General features: G+C 50.6%; 23 protein-coding genes. 14 read left to right on the forward strand and 9 right to left on the reverse strand.

The features are described 5' to 3' along the window. Nucleotides 1-27: 27 nt before the first annotated feature. Entirely contained in the window at nt 28-3363 is a 3336-nt protein-coding gene (locus tag HC229_RS01925) for a hypothetical protein (protein ID WP_191018744.1), read from the reverse strand. 117 nt (nt 3364-3480) lie between these two features. Further along, nucleotides 3481-4107, reverse strand: coding sequence for an MCP four helix bundle domain-containing protein (locus HC229_RS01930; protein ID WP_191018745.1), 627 nt, complete (start codon nt 4105-4107; stop codon nt 3481-3483). 196 nt (nt 4108-4303) lie between these two features. Here HC229_RS01930 and HC229_RS01935 point away from each other — a divergent pair, with 196 nt between their 5' ends. The 6 genes from HC229_RS01935 (at nt 4304) to HC229_RS01960 (ending at nt 10162) form a co-directional block, all read left to right on the forward strand. Next, nucleotides 4304-5296 (forward strand): TerC/Alx family metal homeostasis membrane protein, encoded by a 993-nt coding sequence (locus HC229_RS01935; protein WP_191018746.1) that lies wholly within the window; start codon nt 4304-4306, stop codon nt 5294-5296. Nucleotides 5297-5300: 4 nt separating this feature from the next. After that, entirely contained in the window at nt 5301-6392 is a 1092-nt protein-coding gene (locus HC229_RS01940; protein WP_191018747.1) for a sensor histidine kinase, read from the forward strand. A 5-nt stretch (nt 6393-6397) separates the two neighbouring features. After that, the gene (locus tag HC229_RS01945; RefSeq protein ID WP_191018748.1) at nt 6398-7729 is read left to right on the forward strand and encodes a sigma-54-dependent transcriptional regulator; all 1332 of its coding nucleotides are present in this window, start codon (nt 6398-6400) and stop codon (nt 7727-7729) included. 339 nt (nt 7730-8068) lie between these two features. Next, complete coding sequence (locus tag HC229_RS01950; RefSeq protein ID WP_191018749.1) at nt 8069-9358, forward strand: Glu/Leu/Phe/Val family dehydrogenase; 1290 nt, start codon at nt 8069-8071, stop codon at nt 9356-9358. Nucleotides 9359-9368: 10 nt separating this feature from the next. Next, nucleotides 9369-9773, forward strand: coding sequence for a GreA/GreB family elongation factor (locus tag HC229_RS01955; RefSeq protein WP_191018750.1), 405 nt, complete (start codon nt 9369-9371; stop codon nt 9771-9773). Further along, nucleotides 9770-10162: a hypothetical protein gene (locus HC229_RS01960; protein ID WP_191018751.1), complete on the forward strand. Its 393-nt coding sequence runs from the start codon at nt 9770-9772 to the stop codon at nt 10160-10162. Before HC229_RS01955 ends, HC229_RS01960 begins: the two co-directional genes overlap by 4 nt. A 233-nt stretch (nt 10163-10395) precedes the next feature. Here the strand turns inward: HC229_RS01960 and HC229_RS01965 are convergent, their stop codons facing one another. After that, nucleotides 10396-11535, reverse strand: coding sequence for an alpha/beta hydrolase (locus tag HC229_RS01965; RefSeq protein WP_223845494.1), 1140 nt, complete (start codon nt 11533-11535; stop codon nt 10396-10398). Nucleotides 11536-11707: 172 nt separating this feature from the next. Here HC229_RS01965 and HC229_RS01970 point away from each other — a divergent pair, with 172 nt between their 5' ends. After that, nucleotides 11708-12238, forward strand: coding sequence for a DUF421 domain-containing protein (locus HC229_RS01970; protein ID WP_191018752.1), 531 nt, complete (start codon nt 11708-11710; stop codon nt 12236-12238). 39 nt (nt 12239-12277) lie between these two features. Here the strand turns inward: HC229_RS01970 and HC229_RS01975 are convergent, their stop codons facing one another. Next, nucleotides 12278-12712, reverse strand: a complete 435-nt coding sequence (locus HC229_RS01975) for a hypothetical protein (RefSeq protein WP_191018753.1) — start codon at nt 12710-12712, stop codon at nt 12278-12280. Nucleotides 12713-12904: 192 nt separating this feature from the next. Between HC229_RS01975 and HC229_RS01980 the strand changes: the two genes are divergently transcribed. Next, on the forward strand, nt 12905-13213 hold the full coding sequence (locus HC229_RS01980; protein WP_191018754.1) for a hypothetical protein: 309 nt from the start codon (nt 12905-12907) through the stop codon (nt 13211-13213). A gap of 6 nt (nt 13214-13219) precedes the next feature. On the opposite strand, the gene HC229_RS16750 is transcribed toward HC229_RS01980, so the two are convergent. Both HC229_RS16750 and HC229_RS01990 read right to left on the reverse strand, forming a co-directional pair. Then, nucleotides 13220-13585 (reverse strand): GNAT family N-acetyltransferase, encoded by a 366-nt coding sequence (locus tag HC229_RS16750; RefSeq protein ID WP_191019082.1) that lies wholly within the window; start codon nt 13583-13585, stop codon nt 13220-13222. Nucleotides 13586-13675: 90 nt separating this feature from the next. Next, nucleotides 13676-14581: an EamA family transporter gene (locus HC229_RS01990; protein ID WP_191018755.1), complete on the reverse strand. Its 906-nt coding sequence runs from the start codon at nt 14579-14581 to the stop codon at nt 13676-13678. Nucleotides 14582-14664: 83 nt separating this feature from the next. Here HC229_RS01990 and HC229_RS01995 point away from each other — a divergent pair, with 83 nt between their 5' ends. Further along, nucleotides 14665-16095 carry an aminotransferase-like domain-containing protein gene (locus tag HC229_RS01995; protein ID WP_191018756.1) on the forward strand — a complete coding sequence of 477 codons (1431 nt, stop codon included), beginning with the start codon at nt 14665-14667 and terminating at the stop codon, nt 16093-16095. Nucleotides 16096-16155: 60 nt separating this feature from the next. Here HC229_RS01995 and HC229_RS02000 read toward each other — a convergent pair whose 3' ends face one another. From HC229_RS02000 to HC229_RS02010, 3 genes are all read right to left on the reverse strand, one after another. Beyond that, entirely contained in the window at nt 16156-16575 is a 420-nt protein-coding gene (locus tag HC229_RS02000; protein WP_191018757.1) for an Ohr family peroxiredoxin, read from the reverse strand. A gap of 30 nt (nt 16576-16605) precedes the next feature. Continuing rightward, on the reverse strand, nt 16606-17004 hold the full coding sequence (locus HC229_RS02005; RefSeq protein ID WP_191018758.1) for a cupin domain-containing protein: 399 nt from the start codon (nt 17002-17004) through the stop codon (nt 16606-16608). 266 nt (nt 17005-17270) lie between these two features. Continuing rightward, on the reverse strand, nt 17271-17726 hold the full coding sequence (locus tag HC229_RS02010; RefSeq protein WP_191018759.1) for a hypothetical protein: 456 nt from the start codon (nt 17724-17726) through the stop codon (nt 17271-17273). A 184-nt stretch (nt 17727-17910) separates the two neighbouring features. On the opposite strand from HC229_RS02010, the gene HC229_RS02015 reads away from it, so the two are divergent. From HC229_RS02015 to HC229_RS02035, 5 genes are all read left to right on the forward strand, one after another. Further along, nucleotides 17911-18186, forward strand: a complete 276-nt coding sequence (locus tag HC229_RS02015) for a hypothetical protein (protein ID WP_191018760.1) — start codon at nt 17911-17913, stop codon at nt 18184-18186. Nucleotides 18187-18289: 103 nt separating this feature from the next. Then, nucleotides 18290-18793 (forward strand): peptide-methionine (S)-S-oxide reductase, encoded by a 504-nt coding sequence (locus tag HC229_RS02020; protein WP_191018761.1) that lies wholly within the window; start codon nt 18290-18292, stop codon nt 18791-18793. Nucleotides 18794-18818: 25 nt separating this feature from the next. Further along, a complete protein-coding gene (gene msrB / locus HC229_RS02025; RefSeq protein WP_191018762.1) occupies nt 18819-19265 on the forward strand; it encodes a peptide-methionine (R)-S-oxide reductase MsrB in 447 nt (148 codons plus the stop codon). Between the two features lie 44 nt (nt 19266-19309). Further along, nucleotides 19310-19801 (forward strand): peptide-methionine (S)-S-oxide reductase MsrA, encoded by a 492-nt coding sequence (msrA, locus tag HC229_RS02030; RefSeq protein WP_191018763.1) that lies wholly within the window; start codon nt 19310-19312, stop codon nt 19799-19801. A gap of 187 nt (nt 19802-19988) precedes the next feature. Further along, complete coding sequence (locus HC229_RS02035) at nt 19989-20801, forward strand: mechanosensitive ion channel family protein (RefSeq protein ID WP_191018764.1); 813 nt, start codon at nt 19989-19991, stop codon at nt 20799-20801. Nucleotides 20802-20816 lie beyond the last annotated feature (15 nt).

The following is a 20816-nucleotide window of genomic DNA, read 5'->3' on the forward strand; positions in this document are numbered from 1 at the left end:
AGATGTAGTTCGTCGATAATAATCGGGTTAGAATATCACTTTTTTAGTGAGTCGGACGCCGTCCTCGGTGATGACCTGAACTAAAATCGCCTGGTTCGTGACTTCGAACGGGAACCGGATCCCGGCTGCGCTGACGTTCTCAAATCCGACAAGTTTTTTGCCGTTCACATCAAACAGTGAGATGCTGGAAATCACAGCCCCACTTACTTTGACATTGGCGCTTCCGCCTCCCCCAAACACGATGAGGTCGGCCGGTTGGATATCGTGCGTCGGATTTCCGAGGTTGGAACTGGTATATCGAATCCTGAAGCGTCCGTCGAACGTTCCGGCCGAAGTTTCAAACGAATATGAAGACGCTTTGAGGTCGTGCACGAGGCCGAGCTGGAGGTCTTCGAGGTAAATGCCCTGGCTCTCGAAAATGCCTTCGGTTTGCATCAGGTCGATGCTGAAGGTTCCCGGTGTATGCGCCCGGTAGCCCAACGGCACGATGTCGGCGTCGCTGAAATTCCCGCTTTTGCCCTGTATCGAAAATTTCTGGGATCCGATAAGCGAATAGAAATTGACGGGAACGGCATTGTCGAACAATAAGGCGTCAAATCCGGCGTCAACTCCGTCGGTGGCTTGGGGCATGTATCCGATAAGGGCTTGCTTGTAATACCCTTGGGCATTTTTGAACTCGAGCCAAAACCTGTTTTTCGGTGAGGAGGCGTTTTTGAAAAACTGGTCGTTATGGCCCGAAACACGCATCGAATTTTTGAATTTGGCAAAGCCCGTGGCCGCTCCCTTGATAAAAAACGCCTGTCCGGAAGCTATAAATCCGTTGGGAATGCTTGTGTTGGCGCCACTCGAAGGGGAAGTGCCCGTCCCGCCGGTGTAATTATAAGTAGCGTAGTCACTAAACACATATTGAAGATCGGTTACGTTCGTGTTGTGCGTCCAAAGGTAGATCGTGGTTCCCGTCCCGAGGGAAGCGGCGTTGTCCGGGTCAGACATCAACAGGTCGGCGTCGATCGCGCTTGGATACGGATTTCCGAGAAGGTTAAAATCGTTGGCGCCGTTGACGAAGACCGGAACGGTGATTTCCCCGTTATTCGGGACGCCTTCAAAATTGGCGTGATAGACCACAGGCATGGTTTGGCTGTAATCGTTCGGCCCTCTCAAGATGTAGCCCTTTCCCGATTCCATTGTCGTCGTGGCTGCATCGGCATTGACCCAGCCGTAAAGTTGTGCATCGAACCAGAAAAATTTGTCCGAACGCGTCAAAGGCGAAACATTCAGCAGCAACTCATTTTGGACGGGAGACGACCAATACGTATAATCGAATTTTCGAATAGGTGTCGTATCGCGTTTGTAGACGATGCTGCCGGAATTCGTCACGTCGTTGAGCTGGACAAGGCTTGCATTGTTTTCGAACGTCAGATTGCCCGAAACGACCCGCAAATCGTTGAGCAGTCGCATCGTGTCCTCGGGCTGGAAGTTCACGCTACCCGAATTGACGATACACGCACAAGCGCTCACATCACCGCCGGAGGTATAATTTCCTTCAAAGATCATGGTTTTGGTCGCATCCGGAAGGCCATCGCTCCAGGCCGTTCCATTCCAGGTCGTGAACCGGACGGCGATTTCGGCCGCATCGGAAAACACTTCCCCGCAAACCGCGCTGCCCAAAACCGCGCGAACATAGGTCGTTTGATTGATAGGACCGAGTGCCGCAGAGGCAAGCGTCGCATTTGAATTGACGATATCGGCAACGTTGACCGAAAAGGCAACATCTTCAGCCTTTTGCCATTTGACGATCGCACCGGTATGCCCGGACAGGATGATGTCCGATGCAAAAGTCCCGGCGCAAACCGTCTGGTCGCTGTTGACCACACCGCCGGTCGCTGCCTGTCCGACGATGAACGCGCCGGAAACGTTGCTTCTTACCGCAGGGGCGCAACTTCCGTTTAGCTGCACGTAATAATATAGTGTACCGACGTCATTCGACAACGGCAGATAACTATTGGTTTGGGAGCCATTGCCGATGTGGGCCGCAGTCGTCAGCGCAGTACCGCCAGAGGTTGTCGGCGTGTTATTGCTATACCACTGATAGGTCAATCCCGTTCCGGTCGCGGCCACGGAAACAGGCGCGAATGCATTTCCCTGGCAAACAGATTGCACGGCAGTAGACGGTTGGCTGGAAACGGCGATCGGAAGATTTCTCGTGAACGTATACGGGCCCGCCGTTCGCGAACAGCCATTGGCATTCGTATACGTATAGGTAAACGTGGTCGACGGACCCGAATAGGGATTGGCAATGCTGTAAGTTCCTCCGGAGGGGAAGCCACCTGTCAGCGCAACGGCTCCGGTCAGGCAGGTGGAAAGATTGGTTGCCGAGACCGTCGGCAGCGGGTTTACCGTTATGACCGCGTTGCCGGAGTTCCCTGTACCTAACGCACCGTTTGCGCCGGTCACCGAAACGATGGAATACGTTGTCGTGGCCGTTGGTGCAACTACTATGTTGGCATTACTTGTATAATTGTTCACCGTGAAATTCGCACTGCCGTTGGTGTAGACGAGCGTGTAAGGCGAGACGCCTCCGGTAACCTGGACGCGGATATTGGTCGAGCTTCCGGTACAAATCGAAGCCGTTCCGCTCATCACGGACGGATTCGGACCTACGATGGGCGTTCCCGACAGGTTCACATTGTCAAAACGCCAGGTCCCGGTGGCCGAAGCTTCCGTTCCCGGAGCATTGACTCTCCTGAATTCGCCCGTATTGCGATAGTGTGCGGCCAAAAGCCGGACGCCAAATGATGCAATATTGTTTACGCCGGTAATCGCGGAAAGGTCTACCCGCACCCGTCGGTAAATGTCGCCGGTATCGTCGGTCTCGAAACGGCCGTTGTTGAGGGCGCCGTTGCAAAAAGTAGTGTTAGCGGCGGTCATGGGAAAATTCGTCCAGGTCGTCCCGTTGACGGTGTACTGTAATCGGACCGTATTCGGAGCCGTGTTCGACCAGCGTTGCTCCCAGGTCAAGACGATGTTCTGGTAGCCGACCGTCGAAGCAGAAAAGCGAGCCCCGTTGCGGTCGGTGGCGGTTCCCGGATCGAAAGGCTCGAGCGCCCATGCCGACTGGCCCGAGGTTTGGGCGCCGCATCCGCTACCGGTCATTCCCGTGCGGATTTGCGTATCGATCGTGCCTCCTCCGGTGTTGACGACCGCGGAAGTCCCGTTCCCGATATTGGGCATCGGATTATTTAGGCTTCCCTGAAGCGGCTCATACGTCCACACCGCGATTTGCGCATTCGAAATCTGAAAAACTGAAAGTAAAAATATTACATAAAATAAGCCCGGTATTCCTTTGGGTAATGCTGCTTTCATTTGCCTAGGGTTTGTGCGCAAATGTAAGACGGCAATGTTGCGGCACTTTGGCCTAAAAATTATCCTATGGTTACGGAAAGGTTAAATATGCAGCTGCACTTTGTCGATAGGGAATTTTCAATTCAACGACATTCTCGTGGTGGCGGATTCCTTGAACTTCCTCGATGTAAAGACCAACGATTGGATAATCAGGGCCACTACGACGAGCATTCCCATTTCGAGTTGGGAGTACAGGCTTGAAGCCGAAGTGATTTTCCCTACATTGTCGATTTGTACTTGCCCTTCCGAAAGCTGGATGGCCGACAGTGCATCGAGTATGTCGAGGCTTTTCGTGCTCATTTGCGCTACACCGTCAAGGTTGCCGCTATTGGTCAACCCGGAAATGGCGGCGCAGTTCTTATGGAATTCCGAGAAGTGCTCCTGCTCGCTTTTCGTAAGCACGGTTTTTAGGTAAAGTGCATCGAGTTGGGCAATTTTGGAAGTTTCGGTTTGTATCGACGCTATTTTTGCCGATTCGGACAGCGCACCGTTGGCAACCGTCTCCTTGATGTGATGCAAATGGCGGTAATACTGAAAGATATACGATTCGACCACGAGCCTGTCTTTGTAAAGTGACGAAGCGGCCTGGCTGATTTGGTTGGAGTGGCGTTTTTCAGCTTGGTTGGTGACGATCAGCACCGAGAATACCACAAGCAAAAACACAGACGCAGTAAGTTTTTTCTGGATAATTTGTAAACCTTTCATAGCAGACGGGATTTGTGGGGCGTTATTACCCATCACCTGATGCGTATTTCCCCGGTTTTTTTGTAATTTAATTGCCAATTCGGTTTAAACCAATGTAAATCAAACGGATAAAACCCTGTAATAAGCTGTGGCATAGGCTTTGTTCCTCCGACGCGCATTGGCCGTCCTGGCCTCAAATCAAAATAATCCTCAAGGAATGTACCAACTAAATGACCACCCGGCCCTGTTATTGTTTTTTACCGTTTCAGTGCTTGGTTTGCTATTGCTCGATCTGGGCGTGTTTCACAAGACAAGCAAACCCGTAACCAACAAATCGGCCCTGATATGGTCGATCGTATGGATAGGGTTGGCCATGTTGTTCAGCGGATTGATCTACCACGTAGCCGGTTTGGAAAAATTCAGCCAGTTCCAGTCGGCATACTGGATCGAAAAAACGCTCTCGGTAGACAACCTGTTTATCTTCATCCTGATTTTCAATTATTTCAAACTTCCAAAGGAATTCCAGCACAAAGCCCTGTTCTGGGGCATTCTCGGAGCCATCATCCTAAGGGCGATCTTCATTTTCGTCGGCATCGGACTGATCCAGGTCACGTATCTTCCGGCAATGGAAATCTTCGGTAAATCCGTAAAGATCAACCTTGTGCTGACCGTTTTCGGATTCTTCCTGATCTACGCCGGGGCAAAATCCTGGTTCAGCAAACACGAAGACCAAAAAGATTTCGGGCATTCCGCACCGGTATTGCTCATGCGAAAGATCTTCCGCATCAGCGACGAATACGATGGGGCAAAATTCTTTACGTTCAGGAACGGGAAAAAATACGCGACCCGTTTTCTGCTCGTGGTAGCCGTGATCGAATTTACGGACCTGCTTTTCGCCATCGATTCCATTCCGGCGATCTTTGCCATCGCGCCAGACGACCCGTTCATCTTATACACGTCGAATATTTTTGCGATACTCGGATTGCGTTCGCTCTATTTCCTGCTGGCCAATTCCGTGCATTTGTTCAGCAAACTCAAATACGGCCTTGCGGTGATCCTGGCCTTTATCGGGATCAAGATGATCGTCGCTCCGTTCTATCACGTGCAAACCACGCATTCGTTGCTGTTCCTGATGTCGGTACTGGTTATTTCGGTAGTGCTTTCGCTGGCTTCGAGGAATGCGGGACACGATGTAAAACCTTTAACCTGATCTCATGGCTGCGATAACCATCGAAGAAAAATTGCGCGAACGGGTCAAGGAACTTACGTGCCTTTACGATATCACATCGATCATTTTGTTGCACGACGATTCTCCGGCAAGGACGTTAGCCGATATTTGCCAGATCGTAAAAAATGCCTATCTGCACGCCGCCGACGCCATCGTGGAACTCGACGTCCTGTCGCACTCCATCGCAACGGATGATCTCCCTGTTCGCAGTGTCAGCCAATCGGCAAAGATAGAGCTGCCGGACGAAAGACAGGGCCTTATTCGCGTGCACTATCCTGCGCCTCAATACGATGCGGACGATTTCCTTGAGGAAGAACACCAACTGCTTCAAAAGGTAGCCAGTGAAATCAGCGGTTTTTTCGACAAAATCGACAGCGCCGAAAAACAACTGCAGATGCAACGCAGCATCGAAAGGGCCGACCGCCTGACCATCCTAGGGGAAATCGCGGCCGGAATCGCACACGAGCTCAACACGCCTTTGGGCAACATCCTCGGCTTTGCGGAACTCATCCAGAAACAGAACAAAAACCATCAGATCGACCAGGATTTGCTCAAGATCATCAACGCAGCCATACACTCGCGTGAAATCGTCAAGAAAATGATGTTCTTTTCCTGCGAAATGCCCCAACGCCTTGAACAGCTTGAGATAACGCCGGTAATACTCGAAGCCCTGGCACTACTCGGTCCGAACTTCAAGAAAAAGCAATTGCGCTATGCCTTCAACGCTCCCGACGCCGCGATCAAGTCGACGATCGACAGCATACAATTCACTCAAGTGTTGTTCAACATCCTGATAAATGCGATTTACGCCTCTCCCACCCAGGCTACCATCTCTATCGACGTCGTAAATGAGCAAGGGAACGTGCTTATCAAAATTTCCGATTGCGGTCCCGGCATTCCGCCTGAACAAAAGCCGCGCATCTTCGAGCCGTTTTACACGACCAAACCCATAGGTGAAGGCACAGGTCTTGGTTTGAGCGTCGTACACGGCATTTTAAAGTCACACAAGGGAAGTATTTCCATAGCCGATAATGTCCCATCGGGCGCTATCTTTGAAATCCGGCTTCCCACAATCTGAAACCCATGCCACTTAAAAAAGAAAATATCCTGATAGTCGACGACAATTACGACATGCTCGAGTTGTTGCACCGCAATTTGAAGGCGCTTGATTTCCACACCTACAAAGCTTCTTCGGTAGAGGAAGCCTACGCCGTTTTGCAGGAAAGTCCCATCGATCTTTTGATTACCGATTTGCAGATGCCCGAAAAAAGCGGACTCGAACTGCTGCTTCACGCCAAAGAGCATTTTCCGGAAACGCCCACGCTTGTCATTACCGGTTTTCCTACGATCGACTCGGCCGTACAGTCCACCAAGCTCGGCGCCCAGGAATACCTGATCAAGCCGTTCACGTCAGATGAGCTCAGGAAAGCGATACAAACCGCGCTGCCGACACAACGCAAAACGCTCGAGGCGAAATCGGCGGAGTCAAAAGTGCAGGTAATGCAGTATTCCGGAATGGTGGGCAGCTCGCCCAACTTCCACCAACTCATCGACACCATCGAACGGGTCAAGGACAACCGCGCCACCGTGCTCATAAAAGGCGAAAGCGGGACCGGAAAGGAACTCATTGCGCGGGCCATCCATTACGGAGGTGCGTTTTCCAAAATGCCGTTCGTGGCCGTAAACTGCGGCGCGTTGCCCGAAAACCTCATCGAATCCGAGCTGTTCGGGCATGTCAAAGGTGCATTCTCAGGCGCGAACGAAACGAAGATGGGGCTGTTCGAAGCCGCCGATTCCGGAACCATCTTCCTTGACGAGATCGGCACGTTGCCATTGGGCGCACAAACCCGCCTGTTACGCGTGCTCCAGGACAAGGAAATCCGGAAAGTAGGCGCCCACCATCCACAAAAAATAAACTTAAGGATCATCTCCGCCACAAATGCCGATATCCCAGATTTGGTAAGCAAAGGGCTGTTCCGGGAAGACTTGTATTACCGGCTCAATGTCGTGACCATCGACAGTGTCGCGCTTCGGCATCGCAAACAGGACATTGCTCCTCTGTCCCAATTGTTTCTCTCCAAGTACGGATCGGAATACGGCAAACCGGAAATCGCCATTTCCGACAAGGCGATGCAGGCGCTTAAAGCCTATCACTGGCCGGGCAATGTGCGCGAACTCGAAAACTTGTTGCAGCGCCTCATCATTTTGAGCGACGCCACAATCGAGGTTAAGGACATTCCTTCGGCTTTGACCGACGCGGGTCGACCCAGTTGCGAAGACGGAGTGCTGCTTTCGTTGCGCGATGCCGAAGTGGCGCACATCAGGAAGGTTTTGGCGGCAGTCGGCAACAATAAGACCAAAGCTGCAGAGATTCTACAGATCGACCGGAAGACGTTGCGCATCAAATTATCCTGAGTAAAAATGCCCCGAATACCGGGTAAAATCTCCTCACTACCGAATTCAAAACAGCAATCATAATTAACTTGCGCGCTGTCTGTCAGTCGGTTAGAAATATTACGCAGAGTTGGCACGCATGTTGACTTTCGCACGGCACATTTAATTACGACATGAATTTTTGCTTAAAGCGGATGCCGCTCCCGGCGGTTACAATACGCCCTTCTCTTTCGTCCCAATCGAACGAAACCGAATTATCACTTCCTTTCGCCCGACCACAAATTTCCGGCATTTGTTGCAACTGCAGGAATTTGGGGCGTTGCGCATGGACACAAAACAATAAAACCTTCTGCGAACATTATGAATAACCTGATCCCCACTATGGAGGCACCAAAGAAAAGCATGTACGAAACCGTACTCGACCAGTTCAATTCGACGGCCGACGCCATCCAGCTCAACCCAGACATCAAACGCATCCTCTCGCTGACCAACAACGAAATCATCGTACACTTCCCTGTGAAGATGGACAATGGCGAGATCCGAATTTTTAAAGGATACCGCGTCCAGCACAACAATATCTTGGGTCCTTACAAAGGCGGCTTGCGATATCATCCGTCAATGGACATCAACGATGCAAAGGCACTCGCGATGTGGATGACCTGGAAAACCTCTCTTGCCGGGCTTCCCTATGGAGGTGCAAAAGGCGGCATACAGATCGACCCGCGCGATTACTCGGACGGGGAACTCGAACGCATCACACGCCGTTTCACGTTCGCGCTTGGCGAAAACATCGGGCCCGAATACGATATCCCCGCCCCTGATGTGAATACGAACGAACAAACGATGGCCTGGATCGCCGACACGTACATGTCTACCAAAGCGCCTTCCGTGCGCGCCAACAACAAGCACGTCGTGACAGGAAAACCCATTGGCACCGGTGGTTTGGCCGGTCGCGACAGGGCTACGGGTTATGGCGTTTACCTTTCCTTGAAGTTGTATTACGCCAACTTGGGCGAAGCGATATCGGGAAAAACTTTTATCGTTCAAGGCTTCGGAAACGTAGGCTATTGGGCTTCCCATTTCCTGACTAAAGAAGGAGCCAGATTGATATCGGTACAGGATGCCCATGCGACGATTTACAGCAAAGATGGTATCGATGTTGAAAAATTATCGGCTCACTCCAAACCGCGGATGAATTCGGTACAAGGCTTCGGAAGCGCCATGGAAATCCCGGCAGCTGACTTCTTTACGCTCGATTGTGATTTTATCATCCCTGCGGCCCTGGGCAACCAGATTACTGCCGCGAACGCTGCTTCGGTAAAGGCAAAAGTCATTGCCGAAGGTGCCAATGGCCCCACCGACAGCGCCGGAGAAAAAATCCTGCTTGAAAAAGGCGTAGTGATCATTCCCGATATCCTGTGTAACTCAGGAGGTGTGATCGGAAGTTATTACGAATGGCTGCAGAACCGCAACGGTGAGATCTGGTCGATGGAAGAAGTGCTTGTCAAAATCGAGAAAAAACTCTCGGAAGCCTTCGCCAAGGTTCACCAAATCACGCTCGAAAAGCAGATTGACTGGCGAACAGCAGCTTACATCCTGGCGATCCAACGCATAGAGACCGCCTATTTGCAAAGAGGGATTTTCCCATAAATTATCTGAAATGAAATACGGAAAACTTATCGCTGAAAAGCACGAAGTCGAAATCGTCAAACGCCTGCTCGCCACCAAAATGGAAATGGGCGATGTCGTAAGGCGCTCCTCTGTGGGTACTCTGGCGCGAGAGCTCGAAACGGCCGAGACTTTTGAAGACGCAAACATGCCGGTCGATATCGTCCGGTTGAATTCGATCGTCACGATACGGTCGACGTTCAACGGCGAGCAAACCTTCCAGATCGTGTTGCCTTCCCACAGCGACATCGCTCAAAAAAAGCTGTCGTTGCTGGCCCCGATGGGAATGGCGCTTTTCGGATACGCCATGGGCGACAAGGTTTCCTGGATGTTTCCATCGGGAACGCACGATATCAGCATAGTAAACGTAGAACAACCAAACGACGTAGAAGCATGACCGGGATACAACCTAAATTTCCGAATGAAGACATCCCGATCCGATATATCCTGACCGATATGGACCGCTGGAAGGATGAAATCGAGACAATGTTCGTCGAATTGTCGTTCTACGGTGATTTGCTTTCGGCTTTTACCGACTCCGATAAGATTGCGGAACAACAAACGCATTTAGGACGCATTCGGTCGATCGAGGAAGACACGAAATCGATCAGGCAGGAATTCCTGAAGTTCTCGAACCGTTTCGAAGGTATGATGGAATGTGAAGACGTGCAATGCGAAACCCATTTTTTCAACGCGTTCCGGGAGTTCAAAATTACGGCCGAACAACATCTGTCGCACTACCGAAGTTATAAGGCGACGTTGCTCGCTTACCTCAAAACCGATTGATTATTGCTTTGTTTCTCACAATGCGTTTCACCGGATTCCCTCGTTAACGCCCAGGTAGTGACATAACTGGTGACGGTTTCCGGTGGAGCATTGTTTGTTTCGGAAGCTTAGCAATTCGTTTCCGATAAGCAAAAATAATAAAGTTTAAGCCGCCCCAAACTTCCGGCCAAAAAAAAGGTGGATTCCAACAGGATCCACCTTTTTTGTTTCATGTCTTCAGGTCGGCTTACCCATTACATACCGAAAGCCGATTTGAGCTTGTCGGCAGCAAGTTTCTGGGCGTCGGCAGCCTGAGGCACCACGGCGGCCATCCCGAAAAATTCATGGGTCACGCCATCGTATAGTTTGTAGGTTGTTTCCACTTTCGCATCATTGAGCTTGTCGGAAAGCAATTTGCCTTCGCTTGCCAGCGGATCGATTTCCGCACCGATGATCAACGTAGGCGGCAAACCGGAAAGATTGGCTTTTACCAGGTTAATCCTTGGATCGGCGGCTGTCGCGACCGACGGCAACGCATTTTTTACGAACCATGCCATCATCGCCTTATTCAGCGGTTTGGCGTTGGCATATTTTACGTAACTCTCGGAGTTCATGTCGTTGTTGGCAACCGGGTAAACCAACACTTGGTAAAGCGGCATTTGGACTTTCTTGTCTCTCGCCATAATGCTCACATTGCACGCCAGGTTTCCGCCTGCGCTTTCACCGGCAACGGCTACTTTCTTAGGATCGCCTTTGAAAGATGCAGCGTTCGACAATACCCATCGGTAGGCGTCAAAGGCGGTTTGGTGGGCCGCCGGGAATTTTTTCTCGGGCCCTTTCGGATATTCCACAGAAACGACAATACTTTTCGTTTGTTCGCACAAGCCCTGGGCCCCGGCATTGTAAACTTCGATATCGGCAATCACGAACCCGCCCCCGTGGTAATACACGATGACCGGATAGGGAGCCTGTCCTCCTTTTGGCGTATAAATACGGACGTGCGTTTGGCCGCCACTCACCGGAATTGCCTTGCCGATGGTGTCGCAGGTAGGCGTCGGCGGCGTCATGTTGTGATCGGCCATGACGGCCTTTACCGCGTCGGTTGGCGTCGGCTGTTTACGGGCTTCCTGGGCCGAAAGCGTTTCGATTGGCTTTCCGCCCAACGCGCCGAGCTTTTCGATCACGACCGCCATCTCATCTTTAATTGTCGGGCCCCAGTCCGGAGCGTCACCTGTCGGTTTTAGTGATTTTGTGGTATCGGTATTTTCTTTTTGGATGCTATCGGCTTGCTGCTGTTGGGGCGCGTCGGCTTCTTTCGGGTTTTTGTTACAAGCGAACAACAGTGCCAAACTGAGCATCGAAATCGCTTTTGGAAGAGTACGGTCTTGAATCATATTATATTGGATTTGGACGCATTGCGTCGGTTACAATTCAAATTTGCCTCAATCCGACGCCTCGTTTGTTACAGGATTCCAAACAAAGATTTGACGATTTCATTTTAATTCGCTTTGTTGGAATTGTGTAAAGGACGAACTGGAAAAAGCCATTACATTAACTAGAAAATTTATGATGATTTCCGATTGGTTACTCGACGACTGGGACACCGTCCATCACACCGCAGCCTGCACCGCCATTGCCTTTGTTTCGCTGTTTTTGTTCATCCGCATATCCGGCAAACGGACGCTTTCCAAACTCAACGCATTTGACTTTGTGGTTTCGGTCTCCATGGGATCCACACTTTCCTCAATGATCCTGGGTAAGGTAACACTCGCAGAAGGTTCGACGGCGCTGATCGTAATAATTGCTCTTCAGTTCACACTTGCGTGGATGGCAACGCGTTCTTCCAAACTCGAAAAAGTAATCAATTCGGAACCTTCGCTGCTTTATTACGAAGGCCGATTTCTTCGGGAGACGATGGAGCGTGAATACATTACCGAAAGTGAAATCATAGCCGAAATCAGGAAGTATCGCATCAACCGCATCGACCGGGTCAAAGCGGTGGTGCTCGAGCTCAATGGCGAAATGACGGTGGTCCGAAAATCAGATGGACCGGGCCCTACTTCCACAGACGAATTCTTCCGAACCGACAAACCATAAAAAAACCGGGTACATACCCGGCTTTTGTTTTTGACGCCCTTATGCCTTCATCGCCTTGAGCAAGGCCGCCGTGACGAGCGCACCGAACACATAATACCCTACGGTCATCACCTGCTTTTGGGTAGAACCGGCTACCGGCGCATCGTCGAGCCCCATCGGCTCCGGCAACTTTACCGCCCCGATTCCCGCCGTAAGCCCTAATGCGATCGCGCGTGGCCATATGTTAGCGGTGCCGCCCGCCCCAATCGTGGCATAGTACATTGTGTTGCTTACGATATCCGCACCAAGAGTTGCGGCATACAGCGTATCTTCGTTTTCGATCTCCTGCCCTATCGGCTCTAAGCCTTTTTGTAACGCTTCTTCCCCTAAGAGGTCGATGCGCGGTGTTCCTTTTTTGTGCTTGAGCGACTCATGAAGAAGATTCAGTGCGATCGCGCCGCCTAACCCGGCGATAATGTTCTTTATTGCTGCCATACTATTGCTGATTTGAATTATTGTCCAATCTGAACACTTGAAATTACCCAAAATCCAAATCTGTCGCATAGAGTTTAACGTTGGCTTATGACTATCCGAAAATAAATTGAGGAAAATGGCAAATAGCTGTAAATCATGTAAGACGTCGGTTTAAAAGATAACGTAACTTGTAATTCCCCAAAATCTATTGTCATGAACGATTCCACTTCCATTGAGGTGAAATGCGATTGTAAAATTCCGTTTCACTCCGAACTGGTGGCCCATCTCAAAAGGATGTTCGTAAAGCAAGGCCGCAAAACTGAATCCGATAATCTAATCCTGAACCAGGAAGAAATAGCCGACGCTCTCAAAAGCAAGACGGTGTTCATACGCGTGGCTTTCCCTGAGCCCGTTAAGAAAATTAGCCCCTTCGTCATGAAGTCGATAAAAAATATGCTGCGCAAAGACATCGTAGGCGTGATCCGGGTTGGGAACGACGAAATCACGTTGGTTTTGCTGTAACGACACTCACCGGATTTCCAGCTCCATTTTAATATTGGCCCTGTTGTAAATGCCAGGCTCCAATGGAATCTCCACAAATCCTGTCTCCCTGTAGATATGGATCGCATTCTCAAGAGACCGGCTTGAATAAAGGATGATACGGCTGGCATTTCTCCGGCATGCTTCCTCTAAAGCCAGGCTGCACATCCTTTTGCCCAGACCTTTTCCACGCATCGTCTCCGCGACGGCCATTTTGGAGAGTTCGTATTCCCGTTCTCCCGTCTTGTGGAGCGCAAAGGTTCCCGCGATGACGCCATCAGACTCCAGAAAAAAACAGCTCCGCCTTTGTCGATGATGTTGCGCTGAGGATCGTCGAGCAGTAGCCTGTCGGATTCCTCAACTTCAAAGAGCGTGCTGATCCAGGAAAGGTTGAGTTGTTTGAAATGTTCGGCGAGATCAGCCCGGAACGGAATCAATTTAATGTCATTTTTCATCTTGTTTCGCTTTTTGGGTGCCGCGGTTCACGAGCCACACTCCGGCCAATGTCGCCGACAACGCGGTTAGGGTAATCGGCGTGATCTTTTCGGACAACAGCGCCCATCCCAACACGATCGCAATTACCGGATTCACGTAAGCATAGGTCGAAACCAGCATCAGCGGCAATTTTTCCAGTGCGTATAAGAAACAAAGATACGCTACGATCGATCCGAACAACGTCAGATAGGCAAGGCTCCACAAACTTTCGACCGTCACTTCGGACAGCGTTGCGTAATCGTCAAAAATAAGCGACAGCAGCATCAGCAAAATTCCGCCCGAGGTAAATTGCAATGCGGCGTTGGTAAGAGCCGGAGTGGAAAATTTGTTGCGCTTCATGTAGACGCTTCCCACTGCCCACGAAAGGCAGGCAAGGAACGAAGCGATGACGCCCCAGAAGTAATTGGGATTGGAAAGGTCGCTGAGATTGTCGCGAAAAATCAACGCTATGCCGCCCGCGCCCACAAGAATTCCGGAAATGGCCAGCAGGTTAGGTTTTGTGCCTTTGTCCAGGAACAGGTTGATCAGCGTGACATAAACGGGCATTATCGCTACGATAAGCGCCGCCAGTCCGCTGGGGATGTAGATTTCGGCCCAACCGATCACGCCGTTCCCAATCGTGATCATCAGCACGCCCGGAATGGCCTGTTTGCCTATGTCGGCCCACGTCAGTTTCGTGAGCCGGCGGGTCGCTGCCAGAAAAAGTACTAGCAATAATCCTGCGCTTACCTGTCGGATGCCCGAAAACAAAAATGCCGGAAAGCCCGCCACTCCAATGCGGAGCGCGTAATAAGTAGTTCCCCAGATCAGGCAGACCGCTACCAGGGCCAGCAACGCTTTCGGATTTTGTTTCATGACGCTTTTTTTTACAAATTTCAAAAATCGGAAGCAACCAATACAGATACAATTTTTATATTTTTGACCGATACAGATTGCTTATGTTCCAACCGTCCGAAGACTTTATTTACCGCAACATAGCCAACAACCTCGAAAAAAAGATCGCGGATGGCGTGCTCATGCTCGGAGACAAATTGCCTTCGGTTCGCACCATAAGTTCGGAACACGGCGTGAGCATCAGTACCGTGCTCCAGGCCTATTATCTGCTCGAGTCGAAATCACTCATCAGGAGCAAACCCAAATCGGGTTATTTCGTCACCTACTCGCCAAAAGGATTTCCCGACCCTGTCACACCGAGCCGGCCCGCTCAAACGGCGAGCCCAAACCTCACCGAAGACGTGATAAGCCGGGTGTATTCCCAAATTGGGCGAAAAGAAAATTTGGCGCTTTCGTTGAGCGTCCCGGCCATGGAACTTCTTCCGGTGGCCAAACTCAACAAGGCCATGACCCAGGCGATGCGTTCTCTCGAGGATAGCGGTACTTCCTATGAAATCGTCGAAGGAAATCCAAAACTCAGGCGACAGATCGCGCGCTACGCCTACACCTGGGGCGGCAATCTCAACGAAGACGATATCGTGATCACTCCGGGTGCTATGGGTGCGTTGACCTATTGTCTCAGCGCGCTTGTCAAACGGGGCGATACGATTGCCGTGGAAAGCCCGGTGTATTTCGGGATTTTACAGCTGGCGCAGGGACTTGGCCTTAACGTCCTGGAACTTCCGACCTGTGCCGATACCGGAATCGATACCGTCGCGCTCGAAAATCACCTTAAGGAAGGCCGCATCCAAGTGTGTCTGCTAGTGAGCAATTTCAGCAATCCGCTGGGCAGCTGCATGCCCGATTCCCACAAAAAAACCGTTGTGGAATTGCTCGATTTCTACGGCGTCCCACTCGTCGAGGACGATCCTTACGGGGATGTGTATTTCGGGAGCCATCGCCCAAAGTCGTGCAAGTCGTTCGACCGCACGGGCAATGTGCTCTGGTGCGGATCGTTTTCCAAGACCTTGGCGGCCGGCTACCGCATCGGATGGGTCGCGCCCGGCAAATACAAGGAAAAGATCATCAAGGCCAAAAGTTACCAGACGATCGCCACACCTACGCTTCAACAGGAAGCCATTGCAAGTTTTCTAGACAGCGGGCGTTACGAAAGCCATTTGCGAAAGCTGCGATCGGTATTGCACGCCAACAGCCTTCATTTCCTGCGCGCGATAGCCGAATATTTCCCTCCCGACACCAAAGTGACCAGGCCTCAGGGCGGTTTTATCCTTTGGCTGGAGCTCAACGAAAAGGTTGACGGTCTTGGATTATACGAAGAGGCGCTCAGACACCGCATCTGTATCGCGCCCGGACGCATGTTCACGTTGCAGGACCAATATCACAATTGTATACGGCTGAGTTACGGAATGGGCTGGAGCGAAACTGTGGAAACCGGTTTGAGGACGCTCGGAAAGATCGTCAGGGACTGGCGTTGACTTGAGTGCGGTCTGCAATAATCATTGAAAAAATAGGCCCCGACGAATCAGGGCCATTTTTCAGATCAAATTGTAAACGGTTTTCACATTGCCCTTGACTGCTTTTGAATACGGACAGGTGTCCTGAGCCATGTCGATCATTTGCCGGGCTACGTCGGGTTCGATTCCAGGCAAGCTGATGTTGAGCCGTGCCTCGAGCGAATAGCCGTCCTGGCCTTGCACAAGGTCGATTTCCGCATCGACGTAATGTCCTTCCGGAAGTTTAGTGTTGAAGTTGCTCGCCGCCTTTCCCAAAGCGCCGATGAAACAAGCCGACCAACCCGATGCGAACAATTGTTCGGGATTGGTTCCTTCGCGGTTGGAACCAGGCGAGGAAAGTCTGATGTCGAGTTGTCCGTCAGAACTGCGCGATTCGCCAATTCGTCCGCCTGTCGTGTGAGTAGATGCGATGTATGACACCTTTGCATGTTGCGTTTCCATCTTAAAGAGTATTTGAATTAATAATCGTGTTTACTTTTTCATGACAAGCAACGGCTTGTCTTTCTTTACCAAATAAGTCGCGAGCTCGGCGGCTTTGACTTTTCCCGTGTTTTGAGTAATTTTTCCCGGCGGGTACAAGAGCACTTCCGCGGCTTTGAGCGTAACCGGTTGCCCGCTTTCGATCTCGTATTCGAGCGTTCCTTCTATCACACAGATGATCTCTTCTCCAAGACGGGAATGCATCCCGAAATGAGTGCCGGGTTCAAAGTCGATCCGGGCCAGTATGGCTTCGTGTCCGGGGAAATTGACGTCGTGACGTTGACGATCGGTCATGGTAACACCTGAATGCTGGGCATTGGCGTCGATCGCAAAAAAGGAACCTATGGCGATAAACGCGAGGCCCAATATTAAATTTTTATTCGTTTTCATTTTGTATAGTTTGCAGTTGAACGATGTTTCGGATGCGGTGCCCTGAACTGGGCGAAAGACGGTTGTTCGTGCTTTCCAATTGGACAGGCCGGCCTAAATTTAAATGAGATGAAGGGCAATCGTTAACTGCTTGGCGCGGATTTCCGGAATAGATGTCAAAGGTGGCCAGATCAACCGAAGTTGGGCGGCTTGCCCAGCGCATTCCGCGTTGCGCTAAATTTGTAGTACCGATACCGTCACAAATACGACATCACTACATCACTACATCACAGGTTTCGTGAGGATGTGGTCATAGATCGCGAATCCGGCCTGCGCAGCACCAACATATACAAAGCCGCTCCACAAATCACTCCCGCAACGGTGGCCATAATGTCGTTCGGGTCGTAATGAAGCCCTGTTCCCGTCTGGAAGATTTCGTGCAGGATCAAACCGGCAAGGGTCACGGCAGCGACGGCACCAAGCAGCAACAACTTCCTGCCGGGCCTAATTTCGATAGTGGTGGCGGCACGCATCAGCAATACGAAGGCCAATCCGAACGTCATGCATCCGAAAGCAGCCAGGAAATTTGGCAACCAGCCCAGAATGTCGCTTGCCCAGCCATATTGCGATTTTCCGTAGACGGGGCGTACGAACGTCCGGATGGCTTCGCTTCCGATAAAAACGATCGCAGGCAGTGCCAGAAAAAAACGGGTTGTTGCGTTGTTCATCTTCGTTATCGCCATAACGTTGCGCTTTTCGTCCGGACTTTACGTGTAAAAAGCCGAGGCACTACGATTACCTCGGCTTTCACACACCCAATCCTATTAACTTAGGATGCCTAAAGATACGCCATACGATAGTTCAACACACGTTAATTAACGCAACATCCTAATAATAAAAATTCAATGGTTTTGCGTATTTTTGCAGATGGACAAAAAACAATTGAAGCATCACGCCGCGCGGCTGGAAAAAGCGATGGAAAGTTTGGCTACGCTCGATGATACGCTGATCGAAAAAGCCAGGGAAGCCAACCTGAGGCTCGATTTTGTAAGAGCATGGACGATTGCGCCCCGATCGAAAAAAGAAAAACCGATGCCGCCCATCACACTTTACGGGACTTCGCTGGTAACGGGTAAGACTTCCGCGCTTTCCAAACTTGAGAAAGATCTCGCCAACACATTAAAAAACATGGAGCGGCTCTGAACAATCTGCTTTGCAGTCCACAAATCTTTCATTTCGATTGACTACCTTTAAGGGTAGTAAAAGTTATCGCAACGACGATACGGATACGCTCAGATCGCATTAAATGTTTCCATCGGAAAATAAGAATCGCATTGGCTTTGGCGGAGGCTGCCATTGGTGCACCGAAGCTGTTTTCGAGTCGCTCAAAGGCGTGGTCGAGGTACGTCAGGGTTGGATCGCGTCCTGCCCTCCGAACGAAGCGCTTTCGGAAGCCGTCATCGTTACTTTCACCGACGAAATCCCAATCGAAATATTGATTGAAATCCATCTGATGACGCACAGCAGCGCAAGCCGGCATAGCATGAGGCAAAAATACAGGTCGGCTGTTTACTGGTTCGACGAAAAAGATGCCGAAGCGATAAGGCGCCATATTGCCCGCCTCTCTCAGGCCAACGGCGTTGATTACATTACCGAAGCACTTCAGTTCAAGGAGTTCAAATTAAATAAGGAAACGCAACTGCATTACTATTCAAAAAATAAAACCGCCCCGTTTTGCCAGACGCATATCAGCCCGAAACTCGCCCTGTTGCGCCAACGATTCGGAAAGCACGCCAAACAGGATTTTTAGAATGTCAACTTAAACAACCCATCGTATGCTAAACTGGAACGATATCATCAAATTTGCCTCTCACGCCAATCCCGAACCGCCCAAAACAGTGCGCAAATCCGAAGAAGAATGGAAGGCTCAACTCGACCCTGACGTTTACGTGGTGACCCGTCAAAAAGGAACCGAGCGCGCCCATAGTTCGGAAATGTGCAATTTATTTGAACCCGGACAATACAGTTGCGTATGTTGCGGCACTCCCCTTTTCGATTCGGGAGAAAAATTCCAAAGCGGCACGGGCTGGCCATCGTTTACCCAGCCGGTTTCGGTAAATAACGTAGCCTACCACAAGGATGTGAGCTACGGAATGGTGAGGATCGAAGCACTCTGCAATGTTTGCGAGGCACACTTGGGACACGTTTTCCCTGACGGACCCGAACCCAGCGGACTGCGTTACTGCATCAACGCCCTGTCGCTCGAAAAAACAATGAAATAATACGAACGGCGTCGGTAACGAAGTCGTCACAATTAAATTCAACTATGGAAAATCAAAAAAAAGCCTATATAGCCGGCGGCTGTTTCTGGGGAATGGAAGACCTGTTCCGATTGCGTCCCGGCATCATCGACACAGAAGTCGGATACATCGGCGGCCAAAACGAACATCCTACGTATCGCAACCATCCCGGTCATGCCGAAGGAATCGAGATCACGTATGACGCCAACAAAACCTCATTCAAGGAAATCCTCGACTATTTTTTCCGCGTGCACGACCCAACGACCGTAGACCGTCAGGGAAACGATCTGGGATCGAGCTACCGTTCGACGATTTTCATCCAGGACGAGCAGGAAAAGGCCGACGCCAAGGAAATCATCGAAATCGTAAACGAGTCCGGGCGTTGGGACAATCCAGTCGTGACTACGCTCGAGCCCTATTCGACATTTTGGCCCGCCGAGCCGGAGCACCAGGATTATCTTGTAAAACATCCCAACGGATACACTTGCCATTTTGAACGGTTCGGCACGTATCTGTAAATAAGATGGAAGTTTTTCCCGACAAAACGACGAGAGTAGGATCGCTCCATCGCCGGGAAAATCGTGTAAGACGATGCGATGCTGATTTGCAAACCTTATAATTCTGTGGGCAAATATTGTAAAACGCAGCATATTCCGCATGGTTAACTTTATCGGATCGCATTATGCCCCGATAATTTAGTTTAACATGAACGAATTCTTTCACGACCTTATCCGGAACCTAGAAGGTTATTACAAGCAAATCGTAGACATCACGCCAAAATTTTTGCTTGCGATCATCGTAATCGTCATCGTGTGGCTGATTGCGACGCGCGTACGCACTTTTACGGACAGACGGCTAAAAAGCCGCATGCACGACCCGTTACTGGCCACCTTCATCGCCAATCTGGTAAAAGCGGTTTTGCTGATCGTGGGTGTTTTCCTGATGTTCCGAATCATCGGGCTGACCACGATGGCGAGCAGTTTGCTTGCCGGAGCCGGAATTTCGGCTTTCGTCATCGGGTTCGCATTAAAGGATATCGGGGAAAATTTCCTCGCCGGAATCCTGTTGGCCTTCAAGCGGCCGTTCAGCGTTGGGGATATCATCGAAAGCAACGGCGTAAAAGGCAAAGTCCTGGCGCTGAACCTTCGCGATACGCAAATCATCAGCGACGGAAAAGACATTTTCATCCCCAATGCGCTGCTGATCAAAAGCACGCTGATCAACTACAACCGAGGCGGATTTTTACTACAGGATTTCACTGTCGGCCTCGAATTCGGTTCCGATTATCGCAAAGCGATCAGCCTGGTGAAAGAACTGCTCAAGCAGGACATCTCAGTGACCGACGGACGCGAGAATATCGTCGTCATTTCGGGCATCGTCGGGACGGCTCCTCAACTCAATGTGCGCTATTGGGTAGAAACGGACGACAAAATCAGCAATGGCCGCGTGCGTTCCGAAGTACTCATCAAAATTCTGGAAGCGTTAAAGGAGAATGGTTTCGTAGTCAAAAAAGACTAACCCGTCTTCAGCATA

The organism is Flavobacterium selenitireducens (assembly GCF_014748335.1).
Taxonomy (GTDB): domain Bacteria; phylum Bacteroidota; class Bacteroidia; order Flavobacteriales; family Flavobacteriaceae; genus Flavobacterium; species Flavobacterium selenitireducens.

Bases quoted from the DNA above. Each gene is read 5' to 3' on its own strand.
- HC229_RS01925 (WP_191018744.1), bottom strand. From the start codon at position 3,363: ATGAAAGCAGCATTACCCAAAGGAATACCGGGCTTATTTTATGTAATA.
- HC229_RS01930 (WP_191018745.1), bottom strand. From the start codon at position 4,107: ATGAAAGGTTTACAAATTATCCAGAAAAAACTTACTGCGTCTGTGTTT.
- HC229_RS01935 (WP_191018746.1), top strand. From the start codon at position 4,304: ATGTACCAACTAAATGACCACCCGGCCCTGTTATTGTTTTTTACCGTT.
- HC229_RS01940 (WP_191018747.1), top strand. From the start codon at position 5,301: ATGGCTGCGATAACCATCGAAGAAAAATTGCGCGAACGGGTCAAGGAA.
- HC229_RS01945 (WP_191018748.1), top strand. From the start codon at position 6,398: ATGCCACTTAAAAAAGAAAATATCCTGATAGTCGACGACAATTACGAC.
- HC229_RS01950 (WP_191018749.1), top strand. From the start codon at position 8,069: ATGAATAACCTGATCCCCACTATGGAGGCACCAAAGAAAAGCATGTAC.
- HC229_RS01955 (WP_191018750.1), top strand. From the start codon at position 9,369: ATGAAATACGGAAAACTTATCGCTGAAAAGCACGAAGTCGAAATCGTC.
- HC229_RS01960 (WP_191018751.1), top strand. From the start codon at position 9,770: ATGACCGGGATACAACCTAAATTTCCGAATGAAGACATCCCGATCCGA.
- HC229_RS01965 (WP_223845494.1), bottom strand. From the start codon at position 11,535: ATGATTCAAGACCGTACTCTTCCAAAAGCGATTTCGATGCTCAGTTTG.
- HC229_RS01970 (WP_191018752.1), top strand. From the start codon at position 11,708: ATGATGATTTCCGATTGGTTACTCGACGACTGGGACACCGTCCATCAC.
- HC229_RS01975 (WP_191018753.1), bottom strand. From the start codon at position 12,712: ATGGCAGCAATAAAGAACATTATCGCCGGGTTAGGCGGCGCGATCGCA.
- HC229_RS01980 (WP_191018754.1), top strand. From the start codon at position 12,905: ATGAACGATTCCACTTCCATTGAGGTGAAATGCGATTGTAAAATTCCG.
- HC229_RS01990 (WP_191018755.1), bottom strand. From the start codon at position 14,581: ATGAAACAAAATCCGAAAGCGTTGCTGGCCCTGGTAGCGGTCTGCCTG.
- HC229_RS01995 (WP_191018756.1), top strand. From the start codon at position 14,665: ATGTTCCAACCGTCCGAAGACTTTATTTACCGCAACATAGCCAACAAC.
- HC229_RS02000 (WP_191018757.1), bottom strand. From the start codon at position 16,575: ATGGAAACGCAACATGCAAAGGTGTCATACATCGCATCTACTCACACG.
- HC229_RS02005 (WP_191018758.1), bottom strand. From the start codon at position 17,004: ATGAAAACGAATAAAAATTTAATATTGGGCCTCGCGTTTATCGCCATA.
- HC229_RS02010 (WP_191018759.1), bottom strand. From the start codon at position 17,726: ATGGCGATAACGAAGATGAACAACGCAACAACCCGTTTTTTTCTGGCA.
- HC229_RS02015 (WP_191018760.1), top strand. From the start codon at position 17,911: ATGGACAAAAAACAATTGAAGCATCACGCCGCGCGGCTGGAAAAAGCG.
- HC229_RS02020 (WP_191018761.1), top strand. From the start codon at position 18,290: ATGTTTCCATCGGAAAATAAGAATCGCATTGGCTTTGGCGGAGGCTGC.
- msrB (WP_191018762.1), top strand. From the start codon at position 18,819: ATGCTAAACTGGAACGATATCATCAAATTTGCCTCTCACGCCAATCCC.
- msrA (WP_191018763.1), top strand. From the start codon at position 19,310: ATGGAAAATCAAAAAAAAGCCTATATAGCCGGCGGCTGTTTCTGGGGA.
- HC229_RS02035 (WP_191018764.1), top strand. From the start codon at position 19,989: ATGAACGAATTCTTTCACGACCTTATCCGGAACCTAGAAGGTTATTAC.